This window comes from Cupriavidus mimosae (assembly GCF_023952485.1).
GTDB classification, from domain to species: Bacteria; Pseudomonadota; Gammaproteobacteria; order Burkholderiales; family Burkholderiaceae; genus Cupriavidus; species Cupriavidus taiwanensis_C.
Map to the genome: position 1 here is coordinate 24,545 of NZ_JALHRY010000012.1, position 19,746 is coordinate 44,290.

Consider the following 19,746-nt stretch of genomic DNA (forward strand, 5'->3'; position numbering starts at 1 on the left):
CCGGACACCGGTGCTAAACCAGGAGACAACCATGAAGGGATTGCAGGACAAGGTGGCCATCGTCACCGGCGGCGCCACGCTGATCGGCGCAGCCGTGGCCCGGGCCTTCGTCGAGGCCGGCGCGCGTGTGGCGATCTTCGATATCGACGCCGCCAACGGCGAGCGGGTCGCCGCCGGGCTGGGCAAGGATGCGCTCTTCATCGCGGCCGACATCACGCGGAACGAGCAGATCCACGATGCGGTCGGCCAGGCTGTGCAGCGCTTTGGCGGCGTGGATTTCCTGGTCAACCTGGCGTGCACCTATCTCGACGACGGCTTTCGATCGAACCGGGCCGACTGGCTGGCGGCGCTCGACGTCAACGTGGTCTCGGGCGTGATGCTGGCGCAAGCGGTGCATCCGCATATGCGGGAGCGCGGCGGCGGCGCCATCGTCAACTTCACCAGTATTTCCGCCAGCGTGGCGCAGACCGGGCGCTGGCTCTATCCGGTGTCGAAAGCCGCGATCGCGCAACTGACGCGCAGCATGGCGATGGACCTGGCGCCGGACCGCATCCGCGTGAACTCGGTCTCGCCCGGCTGGACCTGGTGCCGGCTGATGGACGAGGTCAGCGGCGGCAACCGCGCCCGCACCGATGCGGTGGCCGCGCCGTTCCACCTGCTCGGGCGCGTCGGCGAGCCGGACGAGGTAGCGCAGGTGGTGCTCTTCCTCTGCTCCGATCACGCGAGCTTCGTCACCGGCGCGGACTATGCCGTCGACGGTGGCTATTCCGCCATGGGTCCGGAGCAGAACGTGCCCGCCATCGGCAAGCTGGCCGGCTGAACGCCCCGCAACGATCCTTCAGGAGACCACCTCATGCCCCAACGCATCGCCATCGTCGGAGCGGGCCAGTCGGGCCTGCAAATGGCCCTCGGGCTGCAGGCCCACGGCTACCGCGTCACGTTGCTGTCCAACCGCACGCCGGAACAGGTTCGCGCCGGCAAGGTCATGTCCAGCCAGTGCATGTTCGACCGCGCGCTGCAGACCGAGCGCGAGCTCGGCCTGAACTGGTGGGACGACCCGTGCCCGCCGGTGCAGGGCATCGGCCTGGCCGTGCCGCATCCCGAGCTGCCCGACGCGAAAGCCATCGACTGGGCCGCGCCGCTGGACCGGCCGGCACAGGCGGTCGACCAGCGATTGAAGATGCCGGCATGGATGGAAGCCTTTGTCACGCGCGGCGGCGACCTGCGCATCGTCGATGTCGGGATCGACGAACTGGAAGATCTGACCAGCGAGCATGATCTGGTGCTGCTGGCCGCTGGCAAGGGCGAGATCGTCAGCCGCTTCGAGCGCGATGCGTCGCGCAGCCCGTTCGACCGGCCCCAGCGCGCGCTGGCGCTCACCTACGTGACCGGCATGGTGCCGCGCGAGCCGTTCTCGCGGGTTTGCTTCAATCTGATTCCGGGTGTTGGCGAGTACTTCGTCTTCCCTGCGCTGACGCTGTCGGGTCCGTGCGAGATCATGGTGTTCGAGGGCATCCCGGGCGGCCCGATGGACCGCTGGGCCGATGCCCGCACGCCCGAACAGCACCTCGCCGAAAGCCTGCGCATCCTGCGCACCTATGCGCCCTGGGAGGCCGAGCGCTGCGAGCGCGTGGCGCTGACCGACGACAACGGGATCCTTGCCGGCCGCTTTGCGCCGACGGTACGCAAGCCGGTACTGACGCTGCCTTCGGGCCGACTGGTATTCGGCATGGCGGATGCCGTGGTGGTCAACGACCCGATCACGGGCCAGGGCTCGAACAATGCCGCGAAGTGCTGCAAGGTTTATCTCGATGCGATCGTCGAGCACGACGGGCAGCCGTACGACCGCGGCTGGATGGAACAGACCTTCGCCCGCTACTGGCATTACGCCGGCGATGTGGTGGCGTGGACCAACTCGCTGCTGACACCGCCGCCGCCGCACATCCTGGCGCTGCTGGGAGCCGCGGGGCAAGCGCCGGCGCTGGCGGCCCGCATCGCCAACGGCTTCGATAATCCGCCGGACTACTTCCCGTGGTGGATGGACCCGCAAGCCTGCCACCAGCTGATCGACCACCACCTGCCGCAGGCGGCCTGACATGGACACCGCCAGCCATGCAGCTGCCTCGCTCGATCCGCGTGAACTGCGCCGGGTTTGCGGCCGCTACGCGACCGGCGTGGCGGTCATCGGTGCCTGTACGGCGCAGCAGCGGCCGGTCGGCATCACCGTCAACTCGTTCGCGTCGCTGTCGCTGGCGCCGCCATTGATCCTGTGGAGCCTGGCCACGCATTCGCCCAATGCGGGCCTGTTCGCACCGGGCGCGCCGTTCGGCGTCAGCATCCTGCGCGCGGGCCACGGTGAACTGGCGCGCCGCTTTGCCAGGCCGTCGCCGGACAAGTTTGCCGGCGTTGGCCATCGCCGCTGCCCGCGCGGCGTGCCTTACCTGGACGAGGCGCTGGCGACGCTGTCGTGCCGGGTCGAGCGCGCCGACCCGGTAGGCGACCACTTGCTGATCGTCGGGGCCGTCGAAGCGTTCACCGCGGGTGAGGGCGAACCGCTGGTTTTCTATGGCGGCGATTTCGTCCGCATCGCAGCCTGATTGCCTGCTTTTGTTGTGCTTGATGGGCCGCTCCGATAGCGGCCCGTCGCCCCGACACCACAGTCAGGAAGCGCAAGCGTCACTGCCGCGGCATCCCTGCCTACAACATTGCAGGCAAATCCGCAATTCATATTGCCCTTTCCAAACTGCTGCGATATAGTGTAAGGCTACCCGTTTCCTCGGGTAGTGGGCTGGCCATTTTGGCCGCGCGCAGTCTTGTTTAGCGCAAGTCCATCCGCGCACAAGCGCAAGCACAGTTTTCGTGTATCAATCAGCCCCGGCCAATCGCAGCTGGGAATGGAGCAAACCATGAGCCTTGGCCTTGTAGGTCGCAAGGTTGGCATGACCCGTATTTTCACGGACGACGGTGAAGCGATTCCCGTGACCGTGGTCGAGGTCGGCGACAACCGCGTGACGCAAATCAAGACGGACGAGACCGACGGTTATACCGCGGTTCAAGTCACCTTCGGCGCACGACGCGCAAGCCGCGTCACCAAGCCGCTGGCGGGTCACCTCGCCAAAGCCGGCGTGGAAGCCGGCGAAATCATCCGCGAATTCCGTATCGACGCAGCCAAGGCTGCCGAACTGCAAGCTGGCGGTTCGCTGTCGGTCGACCTGTTCGAAGTCGGTCAGAAGATCGACGTGCAGGGCGTGACCATCGGTAAGGGCTACGCCGGTACCATCAAGCGCTACCACTTCGCCTCCGGCCGTGCCACCCACGGTAACTCGCGCTCGCACAACGTGCCGGGCTCGATCGGTATGGCGCAGGATCCGGGCCGCGTGTTCCCGGGCAAGCGCATGACCGGTCACCTGGGCGATGTCACCCGCACCGTGCAGAACCTGGAGATCGCCAAGATCGACGCAGAGCGCAAGCTGCTGCTGGTCAAGGGCGCCATTCCCGGCTCCAAGAACGGCAAGGTCATCGTTACCCCGGCCGTCAAGGCCAAAGCCAAAGCTTAAGGAGCGCATGTAATGGAACTCAAGCTCCTCCAGGACAATGGCCAGATCGGCGCCGGCGTTGACGCGTCGCCCGAAGTGTTCGGCCGTGACTACAACGAAGCCCTCGTTCACCAGATCGTCGTCGCTTACCAGGCCAACGCTCGCAGCGGCAACCGTAAGCAGAAGGATCGTGAAGAGGTCAAGCACACGACCAAGAAGCCGTGGCGCCAGAAGGGTACGGGCCGTGCTCGTGCCGGTATGTCTTCCTCGCCGCTGTGGCGCGGGGGCGGCCGTATCTTCCCGAATTCGCCGGAAGAAAACTTCAGCCAGAAGGTCAACAAGAAGATGTTCCGTGCCGGCATGCGCTCGATTTACTCGCAACTCGCACGTGAAGGTCGTATCAATGTGGTGGACGGTTTCACCGTCGACGCGCCCAAGACCAAGCTCTTGGCCGACAAGTTTAAGGCCATGGGCCTGGACTCGGTGCTGATCATCACCGACAGCCTCGACGAAAACCTCTACCTGGCTTCGCGCAACCTGCCGCACGTGGCAGTTGTCGAGCCGCGCCAGGCTGATCCGCTGTCGCTCGTGCACTACAAGAAGGTGCTGGTGACCAAGGCAGCCGTCGCGCAGATCGAGGAGTTGCTGAAATGACGCAAGTAGCCAAGAACGATCATCGTTTGATGCAGGTGCTGCTCGCGCCGGTGGTTTCCGAAAAGGCAACCCTGGTCGCCGACAAGAATGAACAAGTCGTGTTCGAAGTGGCTCGCGATGCCAACAAGGCGGAAGTGAAGGCCGCCGTCGAACTGCTGTTCAAGGTCGAGGTGCAGTCCGTTCAGATCCTGAACCAGAAGGGCAAGCAGAAGCGCTTCGGCCGTTTCATGGGCCGTCGCAACCACGTGAAGAAAGCTTACGTGTCGCTGAAGCCGGGTCAGGAAATCAATTTTGAAGCGGAGGCCAAGTAATCATGGCACTCGTCAAGACCAAGCCGACTTCCCCGGGTCGTCGCTCGATGGTGAAGGTCGTCAACAAGGACCTGCACAAGGGCGCCCCGCACGCTCCGCTGCTGGAAAAGCAATTCCAGAAGTCGGGCCGTAACAACAATGGTCATATCACCACCCGCCACAAGGGCGGTGGTCATAAGCACCACTACCGCGTGGTCGACTTCAAGCGCAACGACAAGGACGGCATCCCCGCCAAGGTCGAGCGCCTGGAATACGATCCGAACCGCAGCGCCAACATCGCGCTGGTCGTGTTCGCCGACGGCGAACGCCGCTACATCATCGCCACCAAGGGCATGGTTGCCGGCCAACCGCTGATGAACGGCTCGGAAGCGCCGATCAAGGCGGGCAACAACCTGCCGATCCGCAACATCCCGGTCGGTACCACGATCAACAACGTGGAAATGCTGCCCGGCAAGGGTTCGCAGATCGCACGTGCCGCCGGCGGTTCCGCCGTGCTGCTGGCTCGTGAAGGCCTGTACGCCCAGGTTCGTCTGCGCTCGGGTGAAGTCCGCCGCGTGCACATCGAGTGCCGCGCCACCATTGGTGAAGTGGGCAACGAAGAGCACAGCCTGCGTGTCATCGGCAAGGCCGGTGCGACCCGCTGGCGCGGTATCCGCCCGACGGTGCGTGGTGTCGTGATGAACCCGGTGGATCACCCGCACGGTGGTGGTGAAGGCAAGACTGCTGCTGGTCGTGATCCGGTTTCGCCGTGGGGTACCCCGGCCAAGGGTTACCGTACCCGCAGCAACAAGCGCACGGACAGCATGATCGTCCAGAAGCGCCACAAGCGCTAATCGGTAGGTAGGAGCTAAAGATATGACTCGTTCCGCTAAAAAGGGTCCGTTCTGCGACGCCCACCTGCTGAAGAAGGTGGAAGTTGCAGTCAGCGGCAAGGACAAGAAGCCCATCAAGACGTGGTCGCGCCGCTCGACCATCATGCCGGAATTCATCGGCCTGACGATCGCCGTGCACAACGGCCGTCAGCACGTGCCGGTGTACGTGACGGAAAACATGGTTGGCCACAAGCTCGGCGAATTTGCGATTACTCGCACGTTCAAGGGCCACGCGGCTGACAAGAAAGCGAAGAGGTAAGGTGCCATCATGGAAGTGAAAGCGATTCATCGCGGTGCCCGCATCTCCGCCCAGAAGACGCGCCTGGTCGCTGACCAGATCCGTGGTCTGCCGATCGAGCGTGCGCTCAATGTCCTGACGTTCAGCCCGAAAAAGGCTGCCGGGATCGTGAAGAAGGTGGTCGAATCGGCCATCGCCAACGCCGAGCACAACGAAGGCGCCGACATCGACGAACTCAAGGTCAAATCGATCTACGTCGACAAGGCAACCTCGCTCAAGCGCTTCACGGCACGGGCAAAGGGCCGCGGCAACCGCATCGAGAAACAAACCTGTCACATCACTGTGACGCTCGGCAACTAAGGAGTCACGATGGGACAGAAGATTCATCCGACTGGCTTCCGTCTGGCTGTCAGCCGTAACTGGGCTTCGCGCTGGTACGCCAGCAACACGAAGTTCGCCGGCATGCTGAAGGAAGACATCGAAGTTCGCGACTTCCTGAAGAAGAAGCTCAAGAACGCATCGGTTGGCCGCGTCGTGATCGAGCGCCCCGCCCGCAATGCCCGCATCACCATTTACAGCTCGCGTCCGGGCGTGGTGATCGGCAAGAAGGGTGAGGACATCGAACTGCTGAAGGCCGAACTGCAGCGTCGCATGGGCGTGCCCGTGCACGTGAACATCGAGGAAATCCGCAAGCCGGAAACCGATGCTCAGCTGATCGCCGATTCGATCACCCAGCAGCTCGAGCGCCGCATCATGTTCCGCCGCGCCATGAAGCGCGCCATGCAGAACGCGATGCGCCTGGGCGCCCAGGGTATCAAGATCATGAGCGCCGGCCGTCTGAACGGTATCGAAATCGCCCGTACCGAGTGGTACCGCGAAGGCCGTGTGCCCCTGCACACCCTGCGCGCCGACATCGACTACGGCTTCTCCGAAGCAGAAACCACCTACGGCATCATCGGTGTCAAGGTGTGGGTCTACAAGGGGGATCACCTCGGCCGCAATGATGCGCCGGTGGTGGAAGAGCCGCAAGACGAGCGTCGTCGTCGCCCGGGTCGTCCGGAAGGCCGCCGCCGTGAAGGCGAAGGCCGTCCGGGTGGCAACCGCCGTGGCGGTGCCGGTGCCGGTCGTCGCGCTGCGCCTGGCGCAGATGGGAAGAGTGGAGAATAACGATGCTGCAACCTAAGCGCAGAAAATACCGCAAGGAGCAGAAAGGCCGCAACACGGGTAAGGCTACCCGTGGCAACGCCGTGTCTTTCGGCGAATTCGGCCTGAAGGCAATGGGCCGTGGCCGTCTGACCGCTCGTCAGATCGAGTCGGCACGTCGTGCGATGACCCGTCACATCAAGCGTGGCGGCCGCATCTGGATCCGGATCTTCCCGGACAAGCCGATCTCGAAGAAGCCCGCCGAAGTCCGTATGGGTAACGGCAAGGGCAATCCGGAATACTACGTGGCTGAAATCCAGCCGGGCAAGATGCTGTACGAAATGGATGGCGTGAGCGAAGACCTGGCACGTGAGGCGTTCCGCCTCGCGGCGGCCAAGCTGCCGATCGCCACCAATTTCGTGGTGCGCCAGGTCGGGACGTAAGGAGAGCAGGAATGAAAGCATCCGAACTTCGCGGCAAGGACGCCGCAGGCCTGAACCAGGAGCTCTCCGAGCTGCTGAAGGCCCAATTTAGCCTGCGCATGCAAAAGGCAACCCAACAGCTGCAGAACACCAGCCAGCTGAAGAAGGTTCGCAAGGACATCGCGCGCGTGCAAACCGTGCTGACTCAAAAGGCGAACGCGAAATGACTGAAGCTGCACAAACGGAAAAGTCGCTTCGCCGTACCCTGGTCGGCCGTGTCGTGAGCGACAAGATGGACAAGACCGTTACGGTCTTGGTGGAAAACCGCGTCAAGCATCCCCTGTACGGCAAGTACGTGCTGCGTTCCAAGAAGTACCACGCACACGACGAAGCCAACCAGTACAAGGAAGGCGACAAGGTCGAAATCCAGGAAGGCCGTCCGCTGTCGCGGACCAAGTCCTGGGTGGTTTCCCGGCTGGTAGAGGCTGCACGCGTCATCTAAGAACAACACGTTCTTAGCTTGACTTGCAAGTCCAGGATTATGTAGCTATAATCCTGGACTTCCGCTTTATTGCGTTCGCCTTAGCTGTACCACCCGGGCGGGCCTGTTGAGCGAGCCAGGGCCAGGTGGCTCCGATGTTTTTCAGTCGGATTTGCCAGGTTCCTACCGACTTCAAAGTTGATCAACCCATACGGTGCTGGCGCAAGGCCGGAACCGACGGGACCAAGACTGACCGACGGGCGCTATCGCACCTGGCGGATTAAGTTGGGAAGACAAACACCATGATTCAGACAGAAAGCCGGCTCGAAGTGGCCGATAACACTGGTGCGCGCGAAGTGCTGTGCATCAAGGTGCTGGGTGGCTCCAAGCGCCGCTACGCAAGCGTTGGCGACATCATCAAGGTGACCGTCAAGGACGCAGCGCCGCGCGGTCGCGTGAAGAAGGGCGACATCTACAACGCCGTCGTCGTGCGTACCGCCAAGGGCGTGCGCCGCGCTGACGGTTCGCTGATCAAGTTCGACGGCAACGCCGCCGTCCTGCTGAACAACAAGCTCGAGCCGATCGGCACCCGTATCTTCGGGCCGGTGACTCGTGAACTCCGTACCGAGCGCTTCATGAAGATCGTGTCGCTCGCTCCGGAAGTGCTGTAAGGAGCCGCCATGAACAAGATTCGCAAAGGCGACGAAGTCATCGTGCTGACCGGCAAGGACAAGGGCAAGCGCGGTACCGTGCAAGCCGTCCTCGGCGACAAGGTTGCGGTGCAAGGCGTGAACATCGCCAAGAAGCATGCCCGCCCGAACCCGATGCTGGGCACTACCGGTGGTGTGGTCGACAAGGTCATGCCGCTGCATATTTCCAACGTTGCGCTCGTGGATGCCAATGGCAAGCCGTCGCGCGTCGGCATCAAGGTGGAAGACGGCAAGCGCGTGCGCGTGCTGAAGACCACCGGCGCCGTCGTGGCAGCTTGATTCTGGGCACGTATAGGAGTTGAGCATGGCAGCACGTCTGCAAGAGTTTTACAAAGAACAGGTTGTGCCGAAGCTGATCGAGCAGTTCGGCTACAAGTCGGTCATGGAAGTGCCGCGCATCACCAAGATCACCCTGAACATGGGTCTTGGCGAAGCCATCAATGACAAGAAGATCATTGAAAACGCCGTGGGCGACCTGACCAAGATCGCCGGTCAGAAGCCGGTCGTGACGAAGGCCAAGAAGGCCATCGCCGGCTTCAAGATCCGCCAGGGCTACCCCATCGGTGCGATGGTGACCCTGCGCGGCGAGCGCATGTTCGAATTCCTCGATCGTTTCGTCACCGTGGCCCTGCCGCGCGTGCGTGACTTCCGTGGTGTGTCGGGCCGTTCGTTCGACGGTCGTGGCAACTACAACATCGGTGTGAAAGAGCAGATCATTTTCCCCGAAATCGAGTACGACAAGATCGACGCACTGCGTGGTCTGAACATCAGCATCACGACGACGGCAAAGAACGACGAGGAAGCCAAGGCCCTCCTCGGTGCGTTCAAGTTCCCGTTCCGCAATTAAGGGGTAACCGTGGCTAAACTGGCTCTGATTGAACGTGAGAAGAAGCGCGCCAAGCTGGTGGCGAAGTATGCCGCCAAGCGCGCCAACCTCAAGGCCATTATCGACGACCAAGAAAAGTCGGAAGAAGAGCGTTACAGCGCGCGTCTCGAGCTGCAACAGCTCCCGCGCAACGCGAACCCGACCCGCCAGCGCAACCGCTGCGCGATCACCGGTCGTCCCCGCGGTACCTTCCGCAAGTTTGGCCTGGCGCGTAACAAGATCCGCGAAATCGCCTTCAAGGGCGAAATCCCGGGTCTGACGAAAGCCAGCTGGTAATTACGCACAGGCTACAGGAGAAACAGTATGAGCATGAGCGATCCTATCGCCGATATGCTGACGCGCATCCGCAACGCCCAGGGCGTGCAGAAAGCGTCGGTTGTCATGCCGTCGTCGAAGCTGAAAGTGGCAATCGCCAAGGTCCTGAAGGACGAAGGCTACATCGACGACTACGCCGTCCAGGAAGATGGCGGCAAGGCACAACTGAGCATCGGTCTCAAGTACTACGCCGGCCGTCCGGTGATCGAGCGCATCGAACGCGTCTCGAAGCCGGGCCTGCGCGTGTACAAGGGCCGCAGCGACATTCCGCAAGTGATGAACGGCCTCGGTGTGGCGATCATCTCGACCCCGCAGGGTCTGATGACCGACCGCAAGGCTCGCGCCACCGGCGTGGGCGGCGAAGTTCTCTGCTACGTCGCTTAAGGAGAGAACCATGTCCCGTGTAGGTAAGGCTCCCATCGCGCTCCCCAAGGGCGCGGAAGTGAACGTGGCAGCTGGCGTGCTCTCCGTGAAGGGTCCGCTGGGTACGCTGTCGCAGCCGATTCACAGCCTGGTCAAGGTCAATGTCGAGAACGACACGCTGACCTTCGCGCCGGCTGACGAGTCGCGTGAAGCAAACGCCCTGCAAGGCACCATGCGCGCCCTGGCGGCGAACATGGTCAAGGGCGTGACCACCGGTTTCGAGCGCAAGCTGAACCTCGTTGGCGTGGGCTATCGTGCCCAGCTGCAAGGCACTGCGCTGAAGCTCCAGCTTGGTTTCTCGCACGACGTGATCCATGAGATGCCGGAAGGCGTGAAGGCCGAAACGCCGACGCAGACCGAAATCCTGATCAAGGGTGCGGACAAGCAGAAAGTCGGTCAGGTTGCCGCGGAAGTCCGCGCGTACCGCCCGCCCGAGCCCTACAAGGGCAAGGGTGTGCGTTACAGCGACGAGCGCGTCATCCTGAAGGAAACCAAGAAGAAGTAAGGGGTGCAATGATGAACAAGAAAGACGCTCGTTTGCGCCGTGCACGTCAGACCCGCGCCAAGATCGCGGAGATGAAAGTCAATCGTCTGACCGTGTTCCGTACGAATTCGCATATTTACGCCCAGGTCTTCTCGGAGTGCGGCACCAAGGTGCTGGCTTCGGCTTCGACCGCAGAGGTGGAAGTGCGCAAGGAACTGGATGGCAAGGGCGCTACCGCCGCTGCCGCTACCGTCGTGGGCAAGCGCATCGCCGAGAAGGCGAAGGCTGCCGGCGTGGAAACCGTCGCCTTCGATCGCGCCGGCTTCCGTTTCCATGGCCGCGTGAAGGCCCTGGCAGACGCCGCCCGCGAAGCCGGCCTGAAGTTCTAAGCGCATAAAGAGAGATACGTCATGGCAAAGATGCAAGCAAAAGTCCAACAGGACGAACGCGACGACGGCCTCCGCGAGAAGATGATCTCGGTCAACCGTGTCACCAAGGTGGTGAAGGGTGGCCGGATTCTCGGTTTCGCTGCGCTGACCGTGGTTGGTGACGGCGATGGCCGCATCGGCATGGGCAAGGGCAAGGCCAAGGAAGTGCCGGTCGCCGTTCAGAAGGCAATGGACGAAGCCCGTCGCAAGATGGTCAAGGTCTCGCTGAAGAACGGCACGCTGCAACATGAAGTCGTTGGCAAGCACGGCGCCGCCAAGGTGCTGATGATGCCCGCCAAGGAAGGTACCGGCGTGATCGCCGGCGGCCCGATGCGCGCGATCTTCGAAGTGATGGGCGTCACCAACGTGGTGACCAAGTCGCACGGCTCCACCAACCCGTACAACATGGTTCGCGCCACGCTGGACGGCCTTCAGAAGATGAGCACGCCGGGCGAAATCGCCGCCAAGCGTGGCAAGTCGGTCGAAGACATCCTGGGTTAAGGTGAACGCAATGTCGCAGAAAACCGTAAAAGTGCAACTCGTGCGCAGCCTGATCGGCACGCGCGAGGATCATCGCGCCACCGTCCGTGGCCTGGGCCTGCGCCGCATCAACTCGGTGTCGGAGCTGCAGGACACGCCCGCCGTGCGCGGCATGATCAACAAGGTCTCGTACCTGGTCAAGGTTCTGGCCTGATCGGGACTTGGAGAGCAAGATGCAACTGAACAACCTGAAACCGGCTGCCGGTTCGAAGCACGCCAAGCGTCGCGTCGGCCGCGGTATCGGCTCCGGCCTGGGCAAGACCGCCGGTCGCGGTCACAAGGGTCAGAAGTCGCGTTCGGGCGGCTTCCACAAGGTGGGCTTCGAAGGCGGCCAGATGCCGCTGTATCGTCGCCTGCCGAAGCGCGGCTTCACCTCGCTGACCAAGGCGTTCACCGCCGAAGTCACGCTGCGTGACATCGAGCGCCTGGAAGCGGCCGAAGTCGACCTGCTGGTCCTGAAGCAGGCTGGCCTGGTCGGCGACCTGGTCAAGAGCGCCAAGGTCATCAAGGCCGGCGAGCTGACCCGCAAGGTGACGATCAAGGGTCTGGGCGCCACCGCTGGCGCCAAGGCCGCGATCGAAGCCGCCGGCGGCCAGATCGCAGCCTGATACGGCAGCATTCATCGCAGCATAGGCAGTCATAGTCGGAGCATCGTTTGGCCACGGCGAAACCCAATGCAAGCGCGCAAGCCAGGAACACGGCGAAGTACGGCGACCTCAAGCGCCGGCTGATGTTTCTGGTGCTGGCCCTGATCGTGTACCGCATCGGCGCTCATATTCCGGTGCCCGGTATCGATCCGGAGCAGCTTGCGAAGCTTTTCCAGAGTCAGTCGGGTGGCATCCTCGGGATGTTCAACCTGTTCTCGGGCGGGGCGCTGTCGCGCTTTACCGTCTTCGCGCTCGGCATCATGCCGTACATCTCGGCGTCGATCATCATGCAGTTGCTGACGATCGTGCTGCCGCAGCTGGAGTCGCTGAAGAAGGAAGGGCAGGCAGGGCAGCGCAAGATCACGCAGTACACGCGCTACGGCACCGTGGTTCTGGCCACGTTCCAGGCGCTGTCGATCGCGGTCGCGCTGGAGTCGCAGCCGGGGCTGGTGCTGGATCCGGGCCTGATGTTCCGGGCCACGGCAGTGATCACGCTGGTGACCGGCACGATGTTCCTGATGTGGCTGGGTGAGCAGATCACCGAGCGCGGTCTGGGCAACGGCATCTCGATCATCATCTTCGGCGGTATCGCGGCGGGTCTGCCCAACGCGATCGGCGGACTGTTCGAACTGGTCCGCACGGGGTCCATGAGCATCATCGCGGCGATCTTCATCGTGGCGATCGTGATCGGTGTGACCTTCGCCGTGGTGTTCGTCGAGCGTGGCCAGCGCAAGATCCTGGTGAACTATGCCAAGCGTCAGGTCGGCAACAAGGTGTACGGCGGCCAGTCGTCGCACCTGCCGCTGAAGCTGAACATGGCAGGGGTGATTCCGCCGATCTTCGCATCGTCGATCATCCTGTTCCCGGCGACGATCGCGGGCTGGTTCACGTCTGACTCGACGGGCACGGTCGGCCGGTTCATCAAGGACCTGGCTGCCACGCTGTCGCCGGGCCAGCCGGTCTACATCCTGCTGTACGCTGCTGCGATTGTATTTTTCTGCTTCTTCTACACGGCCCTGGTGTACAACAGCCGTGAAGTGGCAGACAACCTGAAGAAAAGCGGTGCCTTCATTCCAGGCATTCGTCCGGGCGAGCAGACGACGCGCTATATCGACAAGATCCTGGTGCGTCTGACGCTGGCTGGTGCGATCTACATCACACTGGTCTGCCTGTTGCCGGAATTCCTGGTGCTGCGCTGGAACGTTCCGTTCTATTTCGGCGGAACCTCCCTGCTGATCATCGTGGTCGTCACGATGGACTTCATGGCCCAGGTTCAGTCCTATGTCATGTCGCAGCAGTATGAGTCGCTGCTGAAGAAGGCGAATTTCAAGGGCAATCTGACCTTGCGCTGACTTCGGATCGGTACAGGCTAGGTATGGCTAAAGACGACGTCATCCAGATGCAGGGCGAGGTCCTGGAAAACCTGCCCAATGCGACGTTCCGAGTCAAGCTGGAGAATGGCCATGTAGTGCTGGGCCATATCTCCGGCAAGATGAGAATGAACTACATCCGGATCCTTCCGGGTGACAAGGTGACGGTCGAGCTGACCCCATATGATCTGTCGCGCGCACGAATCGTCTTCCGGACGAAGTGAGCGAACAGGAATTGAAGGAAGAGGAAAATTATGAAAGTGCTGGCTTCTGTTAAGCGCATTTGCCGCAACTGCAAAATCATCAAGCGCAACGGTGTCGTGCGCGTGATCTGCTCGTCGGATCCCCGCCACAAGCAACGCCAAGGCTAATCGGAAAGAGGATTGACGAATGGCACGTATCGCAGGGGTTAACATCCCGAACCACAAGCACACCGAAATCGGCTTGACCGCCATTTATGGTGTCGGCCGCTCGCGCGCTCGCAAGATTTGCGAGGCCACCGGTGTACCGTTTGACAAGAAGGTCAAGGATCTGACCGACGCCGACCTGGAAAAGCTTCGTGACGAAGTGGGCAAGGTCACGGTCGAGGGTGACCTGCGTCGTGAAACCACGATGAACATCAAGCGTCTGATGGACCTTGGTTGCTATCGTGGCATGCGTCACCGCAAGGGCCTGCCCATGCGCGGTCAGCGTACCCGTACCAACGCCCGTACCCGCAAGGGTCCGCGCAAGGCCGGCGTGGCTCTGAAGAAGTAAAGCCGAAGGCAGAGGAAGAAACTAATGGCAAAAGGTCCGAATAACGCCGCTCGCGCGCGTAAAAAGGTCAAGAAGAACGTTGCCGACGGCATTGCGCACGTCCACGCCTCGTTCAACAACACCATCATCACGATCACCGACCGCCAGGGCAACGCCCTGTCGTGGGCGACCGCCGGTGGCCAGGGCTTCAAGGGTTCGCGCAAGTCGACCCCGTTCGCTGCCCAGGTTGCTGCCGAGAACGCCGGCCGCGTGGCGCAAGACCAGGGCATCAAGAACCTGGAAGTGCGTATCAAGGGCCCCGGCCCGGGTCGTGAATCGGCTGTCCGCGCGCTGAACGCGCTGGGCATCAAGATCGCGATCATCGAAGACGTCACGCCGATTCCGCACAACGGCTGCCGTCCGCCGAAGCGCCGCCGCATCTGATGCGCTGGCGTGTCCCGAGCCGGCGGGTTTACCTGCCGGTTTTGGATATGGTAGTATCGCGCGTTCACCTGCTGCATTTTAATGCGGCAGGTTTTCGTTTTGCGCCGGAGCAGTGTCTTTCAAGGCACATTTGCGCATCGGCGTATTGGTAAATGCTTGCAGCGACGCCTCCAACAACGGAGCGCGCTTAATAAGCCCACCGTCCGTCACGGTCTGGCGCGTGCCCCGAGGCACTGCGGCAGCACTGCGTTGGCGGACTCACGGCGCGTCCTGAAGGCGCCGTGATCGATCAAAGGAAGACAACGTGGCACGTTATACCGGCCCGAAGGCCAAACTTTCCCGCCGTGAAGGCACCGACCTGTTCCTGAAGAGCTCTCGCCGCTCGCTGGCCGACAAGTGCAAGCTGGACAGCAAGCCGGGCCAGCATGGCCGCACCTCGGGTGCCCGCACCTCGGACTACGGCAACCAGCTGCGCGAAAAGCAGAAGGTCAAGCGCATCTACGGCGTGCTCGAGCGCCAGTTCCGCCGCTACTTCGCCGAAGCCGACCGCCGCAAGGGCAACACCGGCGAAAACCTGCTGCAACTGCTGGAATCGCGCCTGGACAACGTGGTGTACCGCATGGGCTTTGGCTCGACCCGCGCTGAAGCGCGTCAGCTGGTGTCGCACAAGGCGATCCTGGTGAACGGCCAGACCCTGAACGTGCCGTCGGCCCAGATCAAGTCGGGCGACATCATCACCATCCGCGAGCAGTCGAAGAAGCAGGTCCGTATCGCCGAAGCACTGTCGCTGGCCGAGCAGTCGGGCTTCCCGACCTGGGTCGCAGTGGATGCCAAGAAGTTCGAAGGCACCTTCAAGCAAGTCCCGGATCGCGCCGATATCTCGGGCGACATCAACGAAAGCCTGATCGTCGAACTGTACTCGCGTTAATCCGCGAGCAGCCGGCCCAGAGCTTGCGTTCGTCGCAAAGCTTCTCCTTCAGCCCGACGCGCCTGGCGCGCGTCGGGCTTCGCCCATCGTTACGATGGGATTTCCAGGTTCCAAACGTCAGCCTTATCGGTGTAACGAGCCGAGGGTATTGAAAAGGACAACCTAATGCAAACAGCACTCCTCAAGCCAAAAATCATCGCCGTCGAGCCTCTGGGCGACCATCACGCCAAAGTCGTGATGGAGCCGTTCGAGCGCGGCTACGGCCATACGCTCGGTAACGCCCTGCGTCGCGTGCTGCTGTCGTCGATGGTCGGTTATGCCCCGACCGAAGTTACGATCGCTGGGGTGGTCCACGAGTATTCCACCATCGACGGCGTGCAGGAAGACGTCGTCAACCTGCTGCTCAACCTGAAGGGCGTGGTGTTCAAGCTGCACAACCGTGACGAAGTCACGGTGTCGCTGCGCAAGGATGGCGAAGGCGTGGTCACGGCCGCCGATATCGAGCTGCCGCACGACGTCGAGATCATCAACCCGAACCACGTGATCGCCCATCTGTCGGCCGGCGGCAAGCTGGACATGCAGATCAAGGTCGAGCAGGGCCGCGGCTATGTGCCGGGCAACGTGCGCAAGTTCGGCGACGAATCCGGCAAGGTCATCGGCCGCATCGTGCTGGACGCCTCGTTCTCGCCGGTGCGCCGCGTGTCGTACGCGGTTGAATCCGCCCGTGTGGAGCAGCGTACCGACCTCGACAAGCTGGTGATGAACATCGAAACCGACGGCGTGATCTCGCCCGAGGAAGCGATCCGCCAGTCGGCCCGCATCCTGGTCGACCAGCTGTCCGTGTTCGCCGCGCTGGAAGGCACCGAGTCGGCCGCCGAGGCCGCTTCGAGCCGCACGCCGCAGATCGACCCGATCCTGCTGCGCCCGGTCGACGACCTGGAGCTGACGGTGCGTTCGGCCAACTGCCTGAAGGCCGAAAACATCTACTACATCGGCGACCTGATCCAGCGTACCGAGAACGAGCTGCTCAAGACCCCGAACCTGGGTCGCAAGTCGCTCAACGAGATCAAGGAAGTCCTCGCCTCGCGTGGCCTGACCCTCGGCATGAAGCTCGAGAACTGGCCGCCCGCAGGTCTGGAGAAGTAATTGTGGCGCGGGGCATCCGTCCCGCATCGCAGCAACCGCCCCGGCTGTGGCCGGGGCATGTATGAGTACCGGCCCGCGTCCAGCCGCATCGGACGATAGAAGAGCTGGTCAAACACTTAACTGAAAGGAATCATCATGCGTCACCGTCATGGTCTGCGGAAACTGAACCGCACCTCGTCGCACCGTCTCGCGATGCTGCGCAACATGTCCAACTCGCTGTTCCAGCACGAGCTGATCAAGACCACCGTGCCCAAGGCCAAGGAACTGCGCAAGGTTGTCGAGCCGCTGATCACGCTGGCCAAGAAGGACACCGTTGCCAACCGCCGCCTGGCTTTCGCACGCCTGCGCGACCGCGACATGGTCACCAAGCTGTTCACCGAACTGGGTCCGCGCTATGCCACCCGTCCGGGCGGCTACACCCGCATCCTGAAGTTCGGCTTCCGTCAGGGCGACAACGCGCCGATGGCGCTGGTCGAGCTGGTGGATCGTCCGGAAATCACCGAAGCCCCGGCCGAAGAAGCCGCGGAATAAGTGCGTTTCCCGCCCGCTGCCGTCGCGCGACGGTTGCGGGCACACCGCTTACAATCGAGCCAGGCAATCGCCTGGCTCTTTTGTTTTGCGCGGGCCGGGTGCAGACGGCCGCACGGAGAGTGTCGATGCAAAACCATACTGAGCAGGGTGCCGGTCCGGACGAGGTGCTCGTCGTCGTCACCAATGCACCCGACGCCGATACCGCGGCGCGTCTCTCGCGGGCCGTGCTGCAGGCGCGCGCGGCTGCCTGTGTGAACCGTCTGGCCCCGGCGGAATCCGAGTACTGGTGGCAGGGCAAGCTCGAACGGGCGCAGGAATGGCCGCTGCTGATCAAGACCACGCGCGCGCGCTACGCTGCGCTCGAGGCCGTGATCCGGCAACATCACCCCTACGACGTGCCGGAGCTGCTCGCGTGGCCCGTGTCAGCGGGCTACGGTCCCTACCTGGCATGGGTGCGCAGCGAATCCGCCGGCGTGCCGGCGCAGCCAGGAACGTGGGCACCGGGCGCCGATGCCCGCGGCGCAGCGCCAGGTACGGCAGCGCCCCAGGATCAAGACCAACAGGAATCGGATTCATGAACATTGGTTTGGCACGGCGGGTGGGCACGCCCGCGCAGATGTGGGTGCGGCATATTGCCGCAGCGCTGCTGGCGGCGCTGGCCTGGCTGTGCCTGGCGGGCAGCCTCCACGCCGCCACCGAGGACGACTTCCTGCCGCCCGAGCAAGCCTTTCGCTTTGCCGCCAGCCAGCCGGACGACAAGACCATCGAAGTGCGCTTTGACGTCGCGCCCGGCTACTACATGTACCGAGAGCGCTTTGCCTTCGCCGCGCAGCCGGCCGGAGTGAAGCTGGGCGCGCCAGCCTACCCGCAGGGCAAGGTCAAGTTCGACGAGACCTTCGGCAAGGAGATGGAGACCTACCGCGACAGCGTGGTCATCCGCGTGCCGGTCGAGGCAGCGCCAGCCGATGGCAAATGGACGCTGACGGTGACCTCGCAGGGCTGCGCCGACAAGGGCCTGTGCTATCCCCCGATGGAAAGCGTCCACAAGGTGGGCGACAGCGCGCTGGCCGACCTGTTCGGCAAGCGCGGCCGCAGCGACGCCCCGGCGTTCGAGCCGGTTCCGGCGCCCGCGGTACCCGCGGTACCCGCCGTACCGGGTTCGACCGCGACCCTGCGCGCCGACGACAGCGACCGCATCGCCGGCGCGCTGGCCAGCCGCAACCCGGGCCTGATCGCGGCACTGTTCTTCGGCCTGGGCTTGCTGCTGACCTTTACGCCGTGCGTGCTGCCGATGGTGCCGATCTTGTCATCGATCGTGGTGGGCGAGCACGTTACGCGCGGCCGCGCGCTGCTGGTGTCGCTGGCCTATGTGCTGGGCATGGCGGTGGTGTACACCGCGGTTGGCGTGGCCGCGGGCCTGCTCGGCGAGGGGCTGTCGGCCGCGCTGCAGACGCCCTGGGTGCTGGGCGCCTTCGCGGCGCTGATGGTGGCGCTGGCGCTGTCGATGTTCGGCCTGTACGAGCTGCAACTGCCGCAGCGCTGGCAGACCCGGCTGACGGAATCGTCCAACCGCCGCCAGGGTGGCCAGGTGGCCGGGGCCGCGGCGATGGGAGCGATCTCCGCGCTGATCGTCGGGCCGTGCGTGACGGCGCCGCTGGCGGGGGCGCTGGCCTATATCGCGCAGAGCCGCGATGCCGTGATCGGCGGCGCCGCGCTGTTCGCGATGGCGCTGGGCATGGGCGTGCCGCTGGTGCTGGTCGGCGTGGGCGCGGGCAACCTGCTGCCACGCGCCGGCCGCTGGATGGAGGTGACCAAGCGCTTCTTTGGCTTCCTGCTGCTGGGCGTGGCGCTGTGGATGCTTGGGCCGGTGCTGCCGGCATGGACCACGATGCTGCTGGTGGCGGCGCTGCTGCTGGTGGCGGCGGTTTTTCTCGGTGCCTTCGATGGGCTGGGGCCGGAGCCGCGCAACCTGGTGCGGGTGGGCAAGGGCGTGGGCGTGCTGTTTGCCATCGCCGCCGCAATCGTGCTGATCGGCGTGGCTTCGGGCGGGCGCGACCCGCTGCAGCCGCTGTCGCATTTGAGCGTGGCGCGTAGCGGCGGCGAAAGCGCCGGCGGTGCGGAGGTGGTGCGCTTCGAGCGTGTGCGCAGCGTGGCCGAGCTCGACGCCCGCGTGGCGCAGGCCGCCGCCGCGGGCAAGCCGGTGCTGCTGGATTTCTATGCCGACTGGTGCGTCAGCTGCAAGGAAATGGAGCGCATGACCTTCGTCGATCCGCGCGTGCGCGCGCGGCTGTCGGAGATCGTGCTGCTGCAGGCGGACGTGACCGCCAACAATGCCGACGACAGGGCCCTGCTCAAGCGCTTCGGGCTGTTCGGCCCGCCCGGCATCATCCTGTTCGGCCCGGATGGTCGCGAGCGCCCGGTGCGCGTGATCGGCTACCAGTCGGCCAACCGCTTCCTGGAAAGCCTGGAGCGCGCTTTCGGTACGCGTACGCGCACCTGATC

The 19,746-nt window shown here is 63.4% G+C and carries 32 protein-coding genes and 1 pseudogene; all 33 read left to right on the forward strand.

The genetic code is table 11. The annotated features are described in order from the left end of the window. Positions 1-31 precede the first annotated feature (31 nt). The 33 genes and pseudogenes from MKD50_RS21380 (at position 32) to dsbD (ending at position 19,744) form a co-directional block, all read left to right on the forward strand. Positions 32-820, forward strand: a complete 789-nt coding sequence (locus MKD50_RS21380; RefSeq protein ID WP_252668586.1) for an SDR family oxidoreductase — start codon at positions 32-34, stop codon at positions 818-820. Between the two features lie 33 nt (positions 821-853). Next, positions 854-2,095 carry a styrene monooxygenase/indole monooxygenase family protein gene (locus MKD50_RS21385; protein ID WP_252668588.1) on the forward strand — a complete coding sequence of 414 codons (1,242 nt, stop codon included), beginning with the start codon at positions 854-856 and terminating at the stop codon, positions 2,093-2,095. A gap of 1 nt (position 2,096) precedes the next feature. Next, positions 2,097-2,597 carry a flavin reductase family protein gene (locus MKD50_RS21390; RefSeq protein WP_240072899.1) on the forward strand — a complete coding sequence of 167 codons (501 nt, stop codon included), beginning with the start codon at positions 2,097-2,099 and terminating at the stop codon, positions 2,595-2,597. 309 nt (positions 2,598-2,906) lie between these two features. Continuing rightward, positions 2,907-3,557 (forward strand): 50S ribosomal protein L3, encoded by a 651-nt coding sequence (rplC, locus tag MKD50_RS21395; protein ID WP_010812397.1) that lies wholly within the window; start codon positions 2,907-2,909, stop codon positions 3,555-3,557. Between the two features lie 12 nt (positions 3,558-3,569). Next, entirely contained in the window at positions 3,570-4,190 is a 621-nt protein-coding gene (gene rplD, locus MKD50_RS21400; RefSeq protein WP_022536862.1) for a 50S ribosomal protein L4, read from the forward strand. Continuing rightward, on the forward strand, positions 4,187-4,501 hold the full coding sequence (gene rplW, locus MKD50_RS21405; protein ID WP_006576245.1) for a 50S ribosomal protein L23: 315 nt from the start codon (positions 4,187-4,189) through the stop codon (positions 4,499-4,501). Before rplD ends, rplW begins: the two co-directional genes overlap by 4 nt. A 2-nt stretch (positions 4,502-4,503) precedes the next feature. Continuing rightward, complete coding sequence (rplB, locus tag MKD50_RS21410; RefSeq protein ID WP_115705188.1) at positions 4,504-5,334, forward strand: 50S ribosomal protein L2; 831 nt, start codon at positions 4,504-4,506, stop codon at positions 5,332-5,334. Positions 5,335-5,356: 22 nt separating this feature from the next. Further along, entirely contained in the window at positions 5,357-5,632 is a 276-nt protein-coding gene (rpsS, locus tag MKD50_RS21415; protein ID WP_115705186.1) for a 30S ribosomal protein S19, read from the forward strand. A gap of 9 nt (positions 5,633-5,641) precedes the next feature. Next, complete coding sequence (rplV, locus tag MKD50_RS21420; RefSeq protein ID WP_003271370.1) at positions 5,642-5,971, forward strand: 50S ribosomal protein L22; 330 nt, start codon at positions 5,642-5,644, stop codon at positions 5,969-5,971. A gap of 9 nt (positions 5,972-5,980) precedes the next feature. Beyond that, positions 5,981-6,778 carry a 30S ribosomal protein S3 gene (gene rpsC / locus MKD50_RS21425; RefSeq protein ID WP_115705184.1) on the forward strand — a complete coding sequence of 266 codons (798 nt, stop codon included), beginning with the start codon at positions 5,981-5,983 and terminating at the stop codon, positions 6,776-6,778. Between the two features lie 2 nt (positions 6,779-6,780). Beyond that, on the forward strand, positions 6,781-7,197 hold the full coding sequence (gene rplP, locus MKD50_RS21430; RefSeq protein ID WP_010812391.1) for a 50S ribosomal protein L16: 417 nt from the start codon (positions 6,781-6,783) through the stop codon (positions 7,195-7,197). Positions 7,198-7,208: 11 nt separating this feature from the next. Continuing rightward, entirely contained in the window at positions 7,209-7,403 is a 195-nt protein-coding gene (gene rpmC, locus MKD50_RS21435; RefSeq protein ID WP_010812390.1) for a 50S ribosomal protein L29, read from the forward strand. Beyond that, entirely contained in the window at positions 7,400-7,678 is a 279-nt protein-coding gene (gene rpsQ / locus MKD50_RS21440) for a 30S ribosomal protein S17 (RefSeq protein WP_010812389.1), read from the forward strand. The genes rpmC and rpsQ overlap by 4 nt, the downstream gene beginning before the upstream one ends. A 281-nt stretch (positions 7,679-7,959) precedes the next feature. Further along, positions 7,960-8,328 (forward strand): 50S ribosomal protein L14, encoded by a 369-nt coding sequence (gene rplN, locus MKD50_RS21445; protein WP_010812388.1) that lies wholly within the window; start codon positions 7,960-7,962, stop codon positions 8,326-8,328. Positions 8,329-8,337: 9 nt separating this feature from the next. Next, positions 8,338-8,646, forward strand: a complete 309-nt coding sequence (gene rplX / locus MKD50_RS21450; protein WP_010812387.1) for a 50S ribosomal protein L24 — start codon at positions 8,338-8,340, stop codon at positions 8,644-8,646. 25 nt (positions 8,647-8,671) lie between these two features. After that, positions 8,672-9,214, forward strand: coding sequence for a 50S ribosomal protein L5 (rplE, locus tag MKD50_RS21455; RefSeq protein ID WP_010812386.1), 543 nt, complete (start codon positions 8,672-8,674; stop codon positions 9,212-9,214). A gap of 9 nt (positions 9,215-9,223) precedes the next feature. Next, positions 9,224-9,529: a 30S ribosomal protein S14 gene (gene rpsN / locus MKD50_RS21460; protein ID WP_010812385.1), complete on the forward strand. Its 306-nt coding sequence runs from the start codon at positions 9,224-9,226 to the stop codon at positions 9,527-9,529. A 27-nt stretch (positions 9,530-9,556) separates the two neighbouring features. Next, positions 9,557-9,952 (forward strand): 30S ribosomal protein S8, encoded by a 396-nt coding sequence (rpsH, locus tag MKD50_RS21465; protein ID WP_010812384.1) that lies wholly within the window; start codon positions 9,557-9,559, stop codon positions 9,950-9,952. 10 nt (positions 9,953-9,962) lie between these two features. Further along, positions 9,963-10,496, forward strand: a complete 534-nt coding sequence (gene rplF / locus MKD50_RS21470; RefSeq protein WP_012354137.1) for a 50S ribosomal protein L6 — start codon at positions 9,963-9,965, stop codon at positions 10,494-10,496. 11 nt (positions 10,497-10,507) lie between these two features. Continuing rightward, entirely contained in the window at positions 10,508-10,864 is a 357-nt protein-coding gene (gene rplR, locus MKD50_RS21475; protein WP_010812382.1) for a 50S ribosomal protein L18, read from the forward strand. A 21-nt stretch (positions 10,865-10,885) separates the two neighbouring features. Continuing rightward, positions 10,886-11,404, forward strand: a complete 519-nt coding sequence (gene rpsE, locus MKD50_RS21480) for a 30S ribosomal protein S5 (RefSeq protein ID WP_006160449.1) — start codon at positions 10,886-10,888, stop codon at positions 11,402-11,404. Positions 11,405-11,414: 10 nt separating this feature from the next. Beyond that, a complete protein-coding gene (gene rpmD / locus MKD50_RS21485; RefSeq protein ID WP_010812381.1) occupies positions 11,415-11,597 on the forward strand; it encodes a 50S ribosomal protein L30 in 183 nt (60 codons plus the stop codon). A gap of 19 nt (positions 11,598-11,616) precedes the next feature. Next, positions 11,617-12,051: a 50S ribosomal protein L15 gene (rplO, locus tag MKD50_RS21490; protein ID WP_012354135.1), complete on the forward strand. Its 435-nt coding sequence runs from the start codon at positions 11,617-11,619 to the stop codon at positions 12,049-12,051. A gap of 47 nt (positions 12,052-12,098) precedes the next feature. Continuing rightward, the gene (gene secY / locus MKD50_RS21495) at positions 12,099-13,442 is read left to right on the forward strand and encodes a preprotein translocase subunit SecY (RefSeq protein ID WP_062801963.1); all 1,344 of its coding nucleotides are present in this window, start codon (positions 12,099-12,101) and stop codon (positions 13,440-13,442) included. 23 nt (positions 13,443-13,465) lie between these two features. After that, positions 13,466-13,684, forward strand: a complete 219-nt coding sequence (infA, locus tag MKD50_RS21500; RefSeq protein ID WP_010812378.1) for a translation initiation factor IF-1 — start codon at positions 13,466-13,468, stop codon at positions 13,682-13,684. 30 nt (positions 13,685-13,714) lie between these two features. Next, entirely contained in the window at positions 13,715-13,831 is a 117-nt protein-coding gene (rpmJ, locus tag MKD50_RS21505; RefSeq protein WP_008642959.1) for a 50S ribosomal protein L36, read from the forward strand. 19 nt (positions 13,832-13,850) lie between these two features. After that, positions 13,851-14,216 carry a 30S ribosomal protein S13 gene (gene rpsM / locus MKD50_RS21510; protein ID WP_010812377.1) on the forward strand — a complete coding sequence of 122 codons (366 nt, stop codon included), beginning with the start codon at positions 13,851-13,853 and terminating at the stop codon, positions 14,214-14,216. A gap of 24 nt (positions 14,217-14,240) precedes the next feature. Beyond that, positions 14,241-14,639, forward strand: coding sequence for a 30S ribosomal protein S11 (rpsK, locus tag MKD50_RS21515; protein ID WP_010812376.1), 399 nt, complete (start codon positions 14,241-14,243; stop codon positions 14,637-14,639). Between the two features lie 304 nt (positions 14,640-14,943). Then, positions 14,944-15,567: a 30S ribosomal protein S4 gene (gene rpsD / locus MKD50_RS21520; RefSeq protein WP_063241270.1), complete on the forward strand. Its 624-nt coding sequence runs from the start codon at positions 14,944-14,946 to the stop codon at positions 15,565-15,567. Positions 15,568-15,732: 165 nt separating this feature from the next. Beyond that, a complete protein-coding gene (locus MKD50_RS21525) occupies positions 15,733-16,713 on the forward strand; it encodes a DNA-directed RNA polymerase subunit alpha (protein ID WP_010812374.1) in 981 nt (326 codons plus the stop codon). A gap of 135 nt (positions 16,714-16,848) precedes the next feature. Next, the gene (gene rplQ / locus MKD50_RS21530; RefSeq protein WP_010812373.1) at positions 16,849-17,244 is read left to right on the forward strand and encodes a 50S ribosomal protein L17; all 396 of its coding nucleotides are present in this window, start codon (positions 16,849-16,851) and stop codon (positions 17,242-17,244) included. Between the two features lie 125 nt (positions 17,245-17,369). Further along, a pseudogene (gene cutA, locus MKD50_RS21535) lies at positions 17,370-17,717 on the forward strand (divalent-cation tolerance protein CutA); the annotation flags it as partial. A gap of 101 nt (positions 17,718-17,818) precedes the next feature. Beyond that, on the forward strand, positions 17,819-19,744 hold the full coding sequence (gene dsbD, locus MKD50_RS21540; protein ID WP_252668590.1) for a protein-disulfide reductase DsbD: 1,926 nt from the start codon (positions 17,819-17,821) through the stop codon (positions 19,742-19,744). Positions 19,745-19,746: the final 2 nt, after the last annotated feature.

Bases quoted from the DNA above. Each gene is read 5' to 3' on its own strand.
- MKD50_RS21380 (WP_252668586.1), top strand. From the start codon at position 32: ATGAAGGGATTGCAGGACAAGGTGGCCATCGTCACCGGCGGCGCCACG.
- MKD50_RS21385 (WP_252668588.1), top strand. From the start codon at position 854: ATGCCCCAACGCATCGCCATCGTCGGAGCGGGCCAGTCGGGCCTGCAA.
- MKD50_RS21390 (WP_240072899.1), top strand. From the start codon at position 2,097: ATGGACACCGCCAGCCATGCAGCTGCCTCGCTCGATCCGCGTGAACTG.
- rplC (WP_010812397.1), top strand. From the start codon at position 2,907: ATGAGCCTTGGCCTTGTAGGTCGCAAGGTTGGCATGACCCGTATTTTC.
- rplD (WP_022536862.1), top strand. From the start codon at position 3,570: ATGGAACTCAAGCTCCTCCAGGACAATGGCCAGATCGGCGCCGGCGTT.
- rplW (WP_006576245.1), top strand. From the start codon at position 4,187: ATGACGCAAGTAGCCAAGAACGATCATCGTTTGATGCAGGTGCTGCTC.
- rplB (WP_115705188.1), top strand. From the start codon at position 4,504: ATGGCACTCGTCAAGACCAAGCCGACTTCCCCGGGTCGTCGCTCGATG.
- rpsS (WP_115705186.1), top strand. From the start codon at position 5,357: ATGACTCGTTCCGCTAAAAAGGGTCCGTTCTGCGACGCCCACCTGCTG.
- rplV (WP_003271370.1), top strand. From the start codon at position 5,642: ATGGAAGTGAAAGCGATTCATCGCGGTGCCCGCATCTCCGCCCAGAAG.
- rpsC (WP_115705184.1), top strand. From the start codon at position 5,981: ATGGGACAGAAGATTCATCCGACTGGCTTCCGTCTGGCTGTCAGCCGT.
- rplP (WP_010812391.1), top strand. From the start codon at position 6,781: ATGCTGCAACCTAAGCGCAGAAAATACCGCAAGGAGCAGAAAGGCCGC.
- rpmC (WP_010812390.1), top strand. From the start codon at position 7,209: ATGAAAGCATCCGAACTTCGCGGCAAGGACGCCGCAGGCCTGAACCAG.
- rpsQ (WP_010812389.1), top strand. From the start codon at position 7,400: ATGACTGAAGCTGCACAAACGGAAAAGTCGCTTCGCCGTACCCTGGTC.
- rplN (WP_010812388.1), top strand. From the start codon at position 7,960: ATGATTCAGACAGAAAGCCGGCTCGAAGTGGCCGATAACACTGGTGCG.
- rplX (WP_010812387.1), top strand. From the start codon at position 8,338: ATGAACAAGATTCGCAAAGGCGACGAAGTCATCGTGCTGACCGGCAAG.
- rplE (WP_010812386.1), top strand. From the start codon at position 8,672: ATGGCAGCACGTCTGCAAGAGTTTTACAAAGAACAGGTTGTGCCGAAG.
- rpsH (WP_010812384.1), top strand. From the start codon at position 9,557: ATGAGCATGAGCGATCCTATCGCCGATATGCTGACGCGCATCCGCAAC.
- rplF (WP_012354137.1), top strand. From the start codon at position 9,963: ATGTCCCGTGTAGGTAAGGCTCCCATCGCGCTCCCCAAGGGCGCGGAA.
- rplR (WP_010812382.1), top strand. From the start codon at position 10,508: ATGAACAAGAAAGACGCTCGTTTGCGCCGTGCACGTCAGACCCGCGCC.
- rpsE (WP_006160449.1), top strand. From the start codon at position 10,886: ATGGCAAAGATGCAAGCAAAAGTCCAACAGGACGAACGCGACGACGGC.
- rpmD (WP_010812381.1), top strand. From the start codon at position 11,415: ATGTCGCAGAAAACCGTAAAAGTGCAACTCGTGCGCAGCCTGATCGGC.
- rplO (WP_012354135.1), top strand. From the start codon at position 11,617: ATGCAACTGAACAACCTGAAACCGGCTGCCGGTTCGAAGCACGCCAAG.
- infA (WP_010812378.1), top strand. From the start codon at position 13,466: ATGGCTAAAGACGACGTCATCCAGATGCAGGGCGAGGTCCTGGAAAAC.
- rpmJ (WP_008642959.1), top strand. From the start codon at position 13,715: ATGAAAGTGCTGGCTTCTGTTAAGCGCATTTGCCGCAACTGCAAAATC.
- rpsM (WP_010812377.1), top strand. From the start codon at position 13,851: ATGGCACGTATCGCAGGGGTTAACATCCCGAACCACAAGCACACCGAA.
- rpsK (WP_010812376.1), top strand. From the start codon at position 14,241: ATGGCAAAAGGTCCGAATAACGCCGCTCGCGCGCGTAAAAAGGTCAAG.
- MKD50_RS21525 (WP_010812374.1), top strand. From the start codon at position 15,733: ATGCAAACAGCACTCCTCAAGCCAAAAATCATCGCCGTCGAGCCTCTG.
- rplQ (WP_010812373.1), top strand. From the start codon at position 16,849: ATGCGTCACCGTCATGGTCTGCGGAAACTGAACCGCACCTCGTCGCAC.
- dsbD (WP_252668590.1), top strand. From the start codon at position 17,819: ATGAACATTGGTTTGGCACGGCGGGTGGGCACGCCCGCGCAGATGTGG.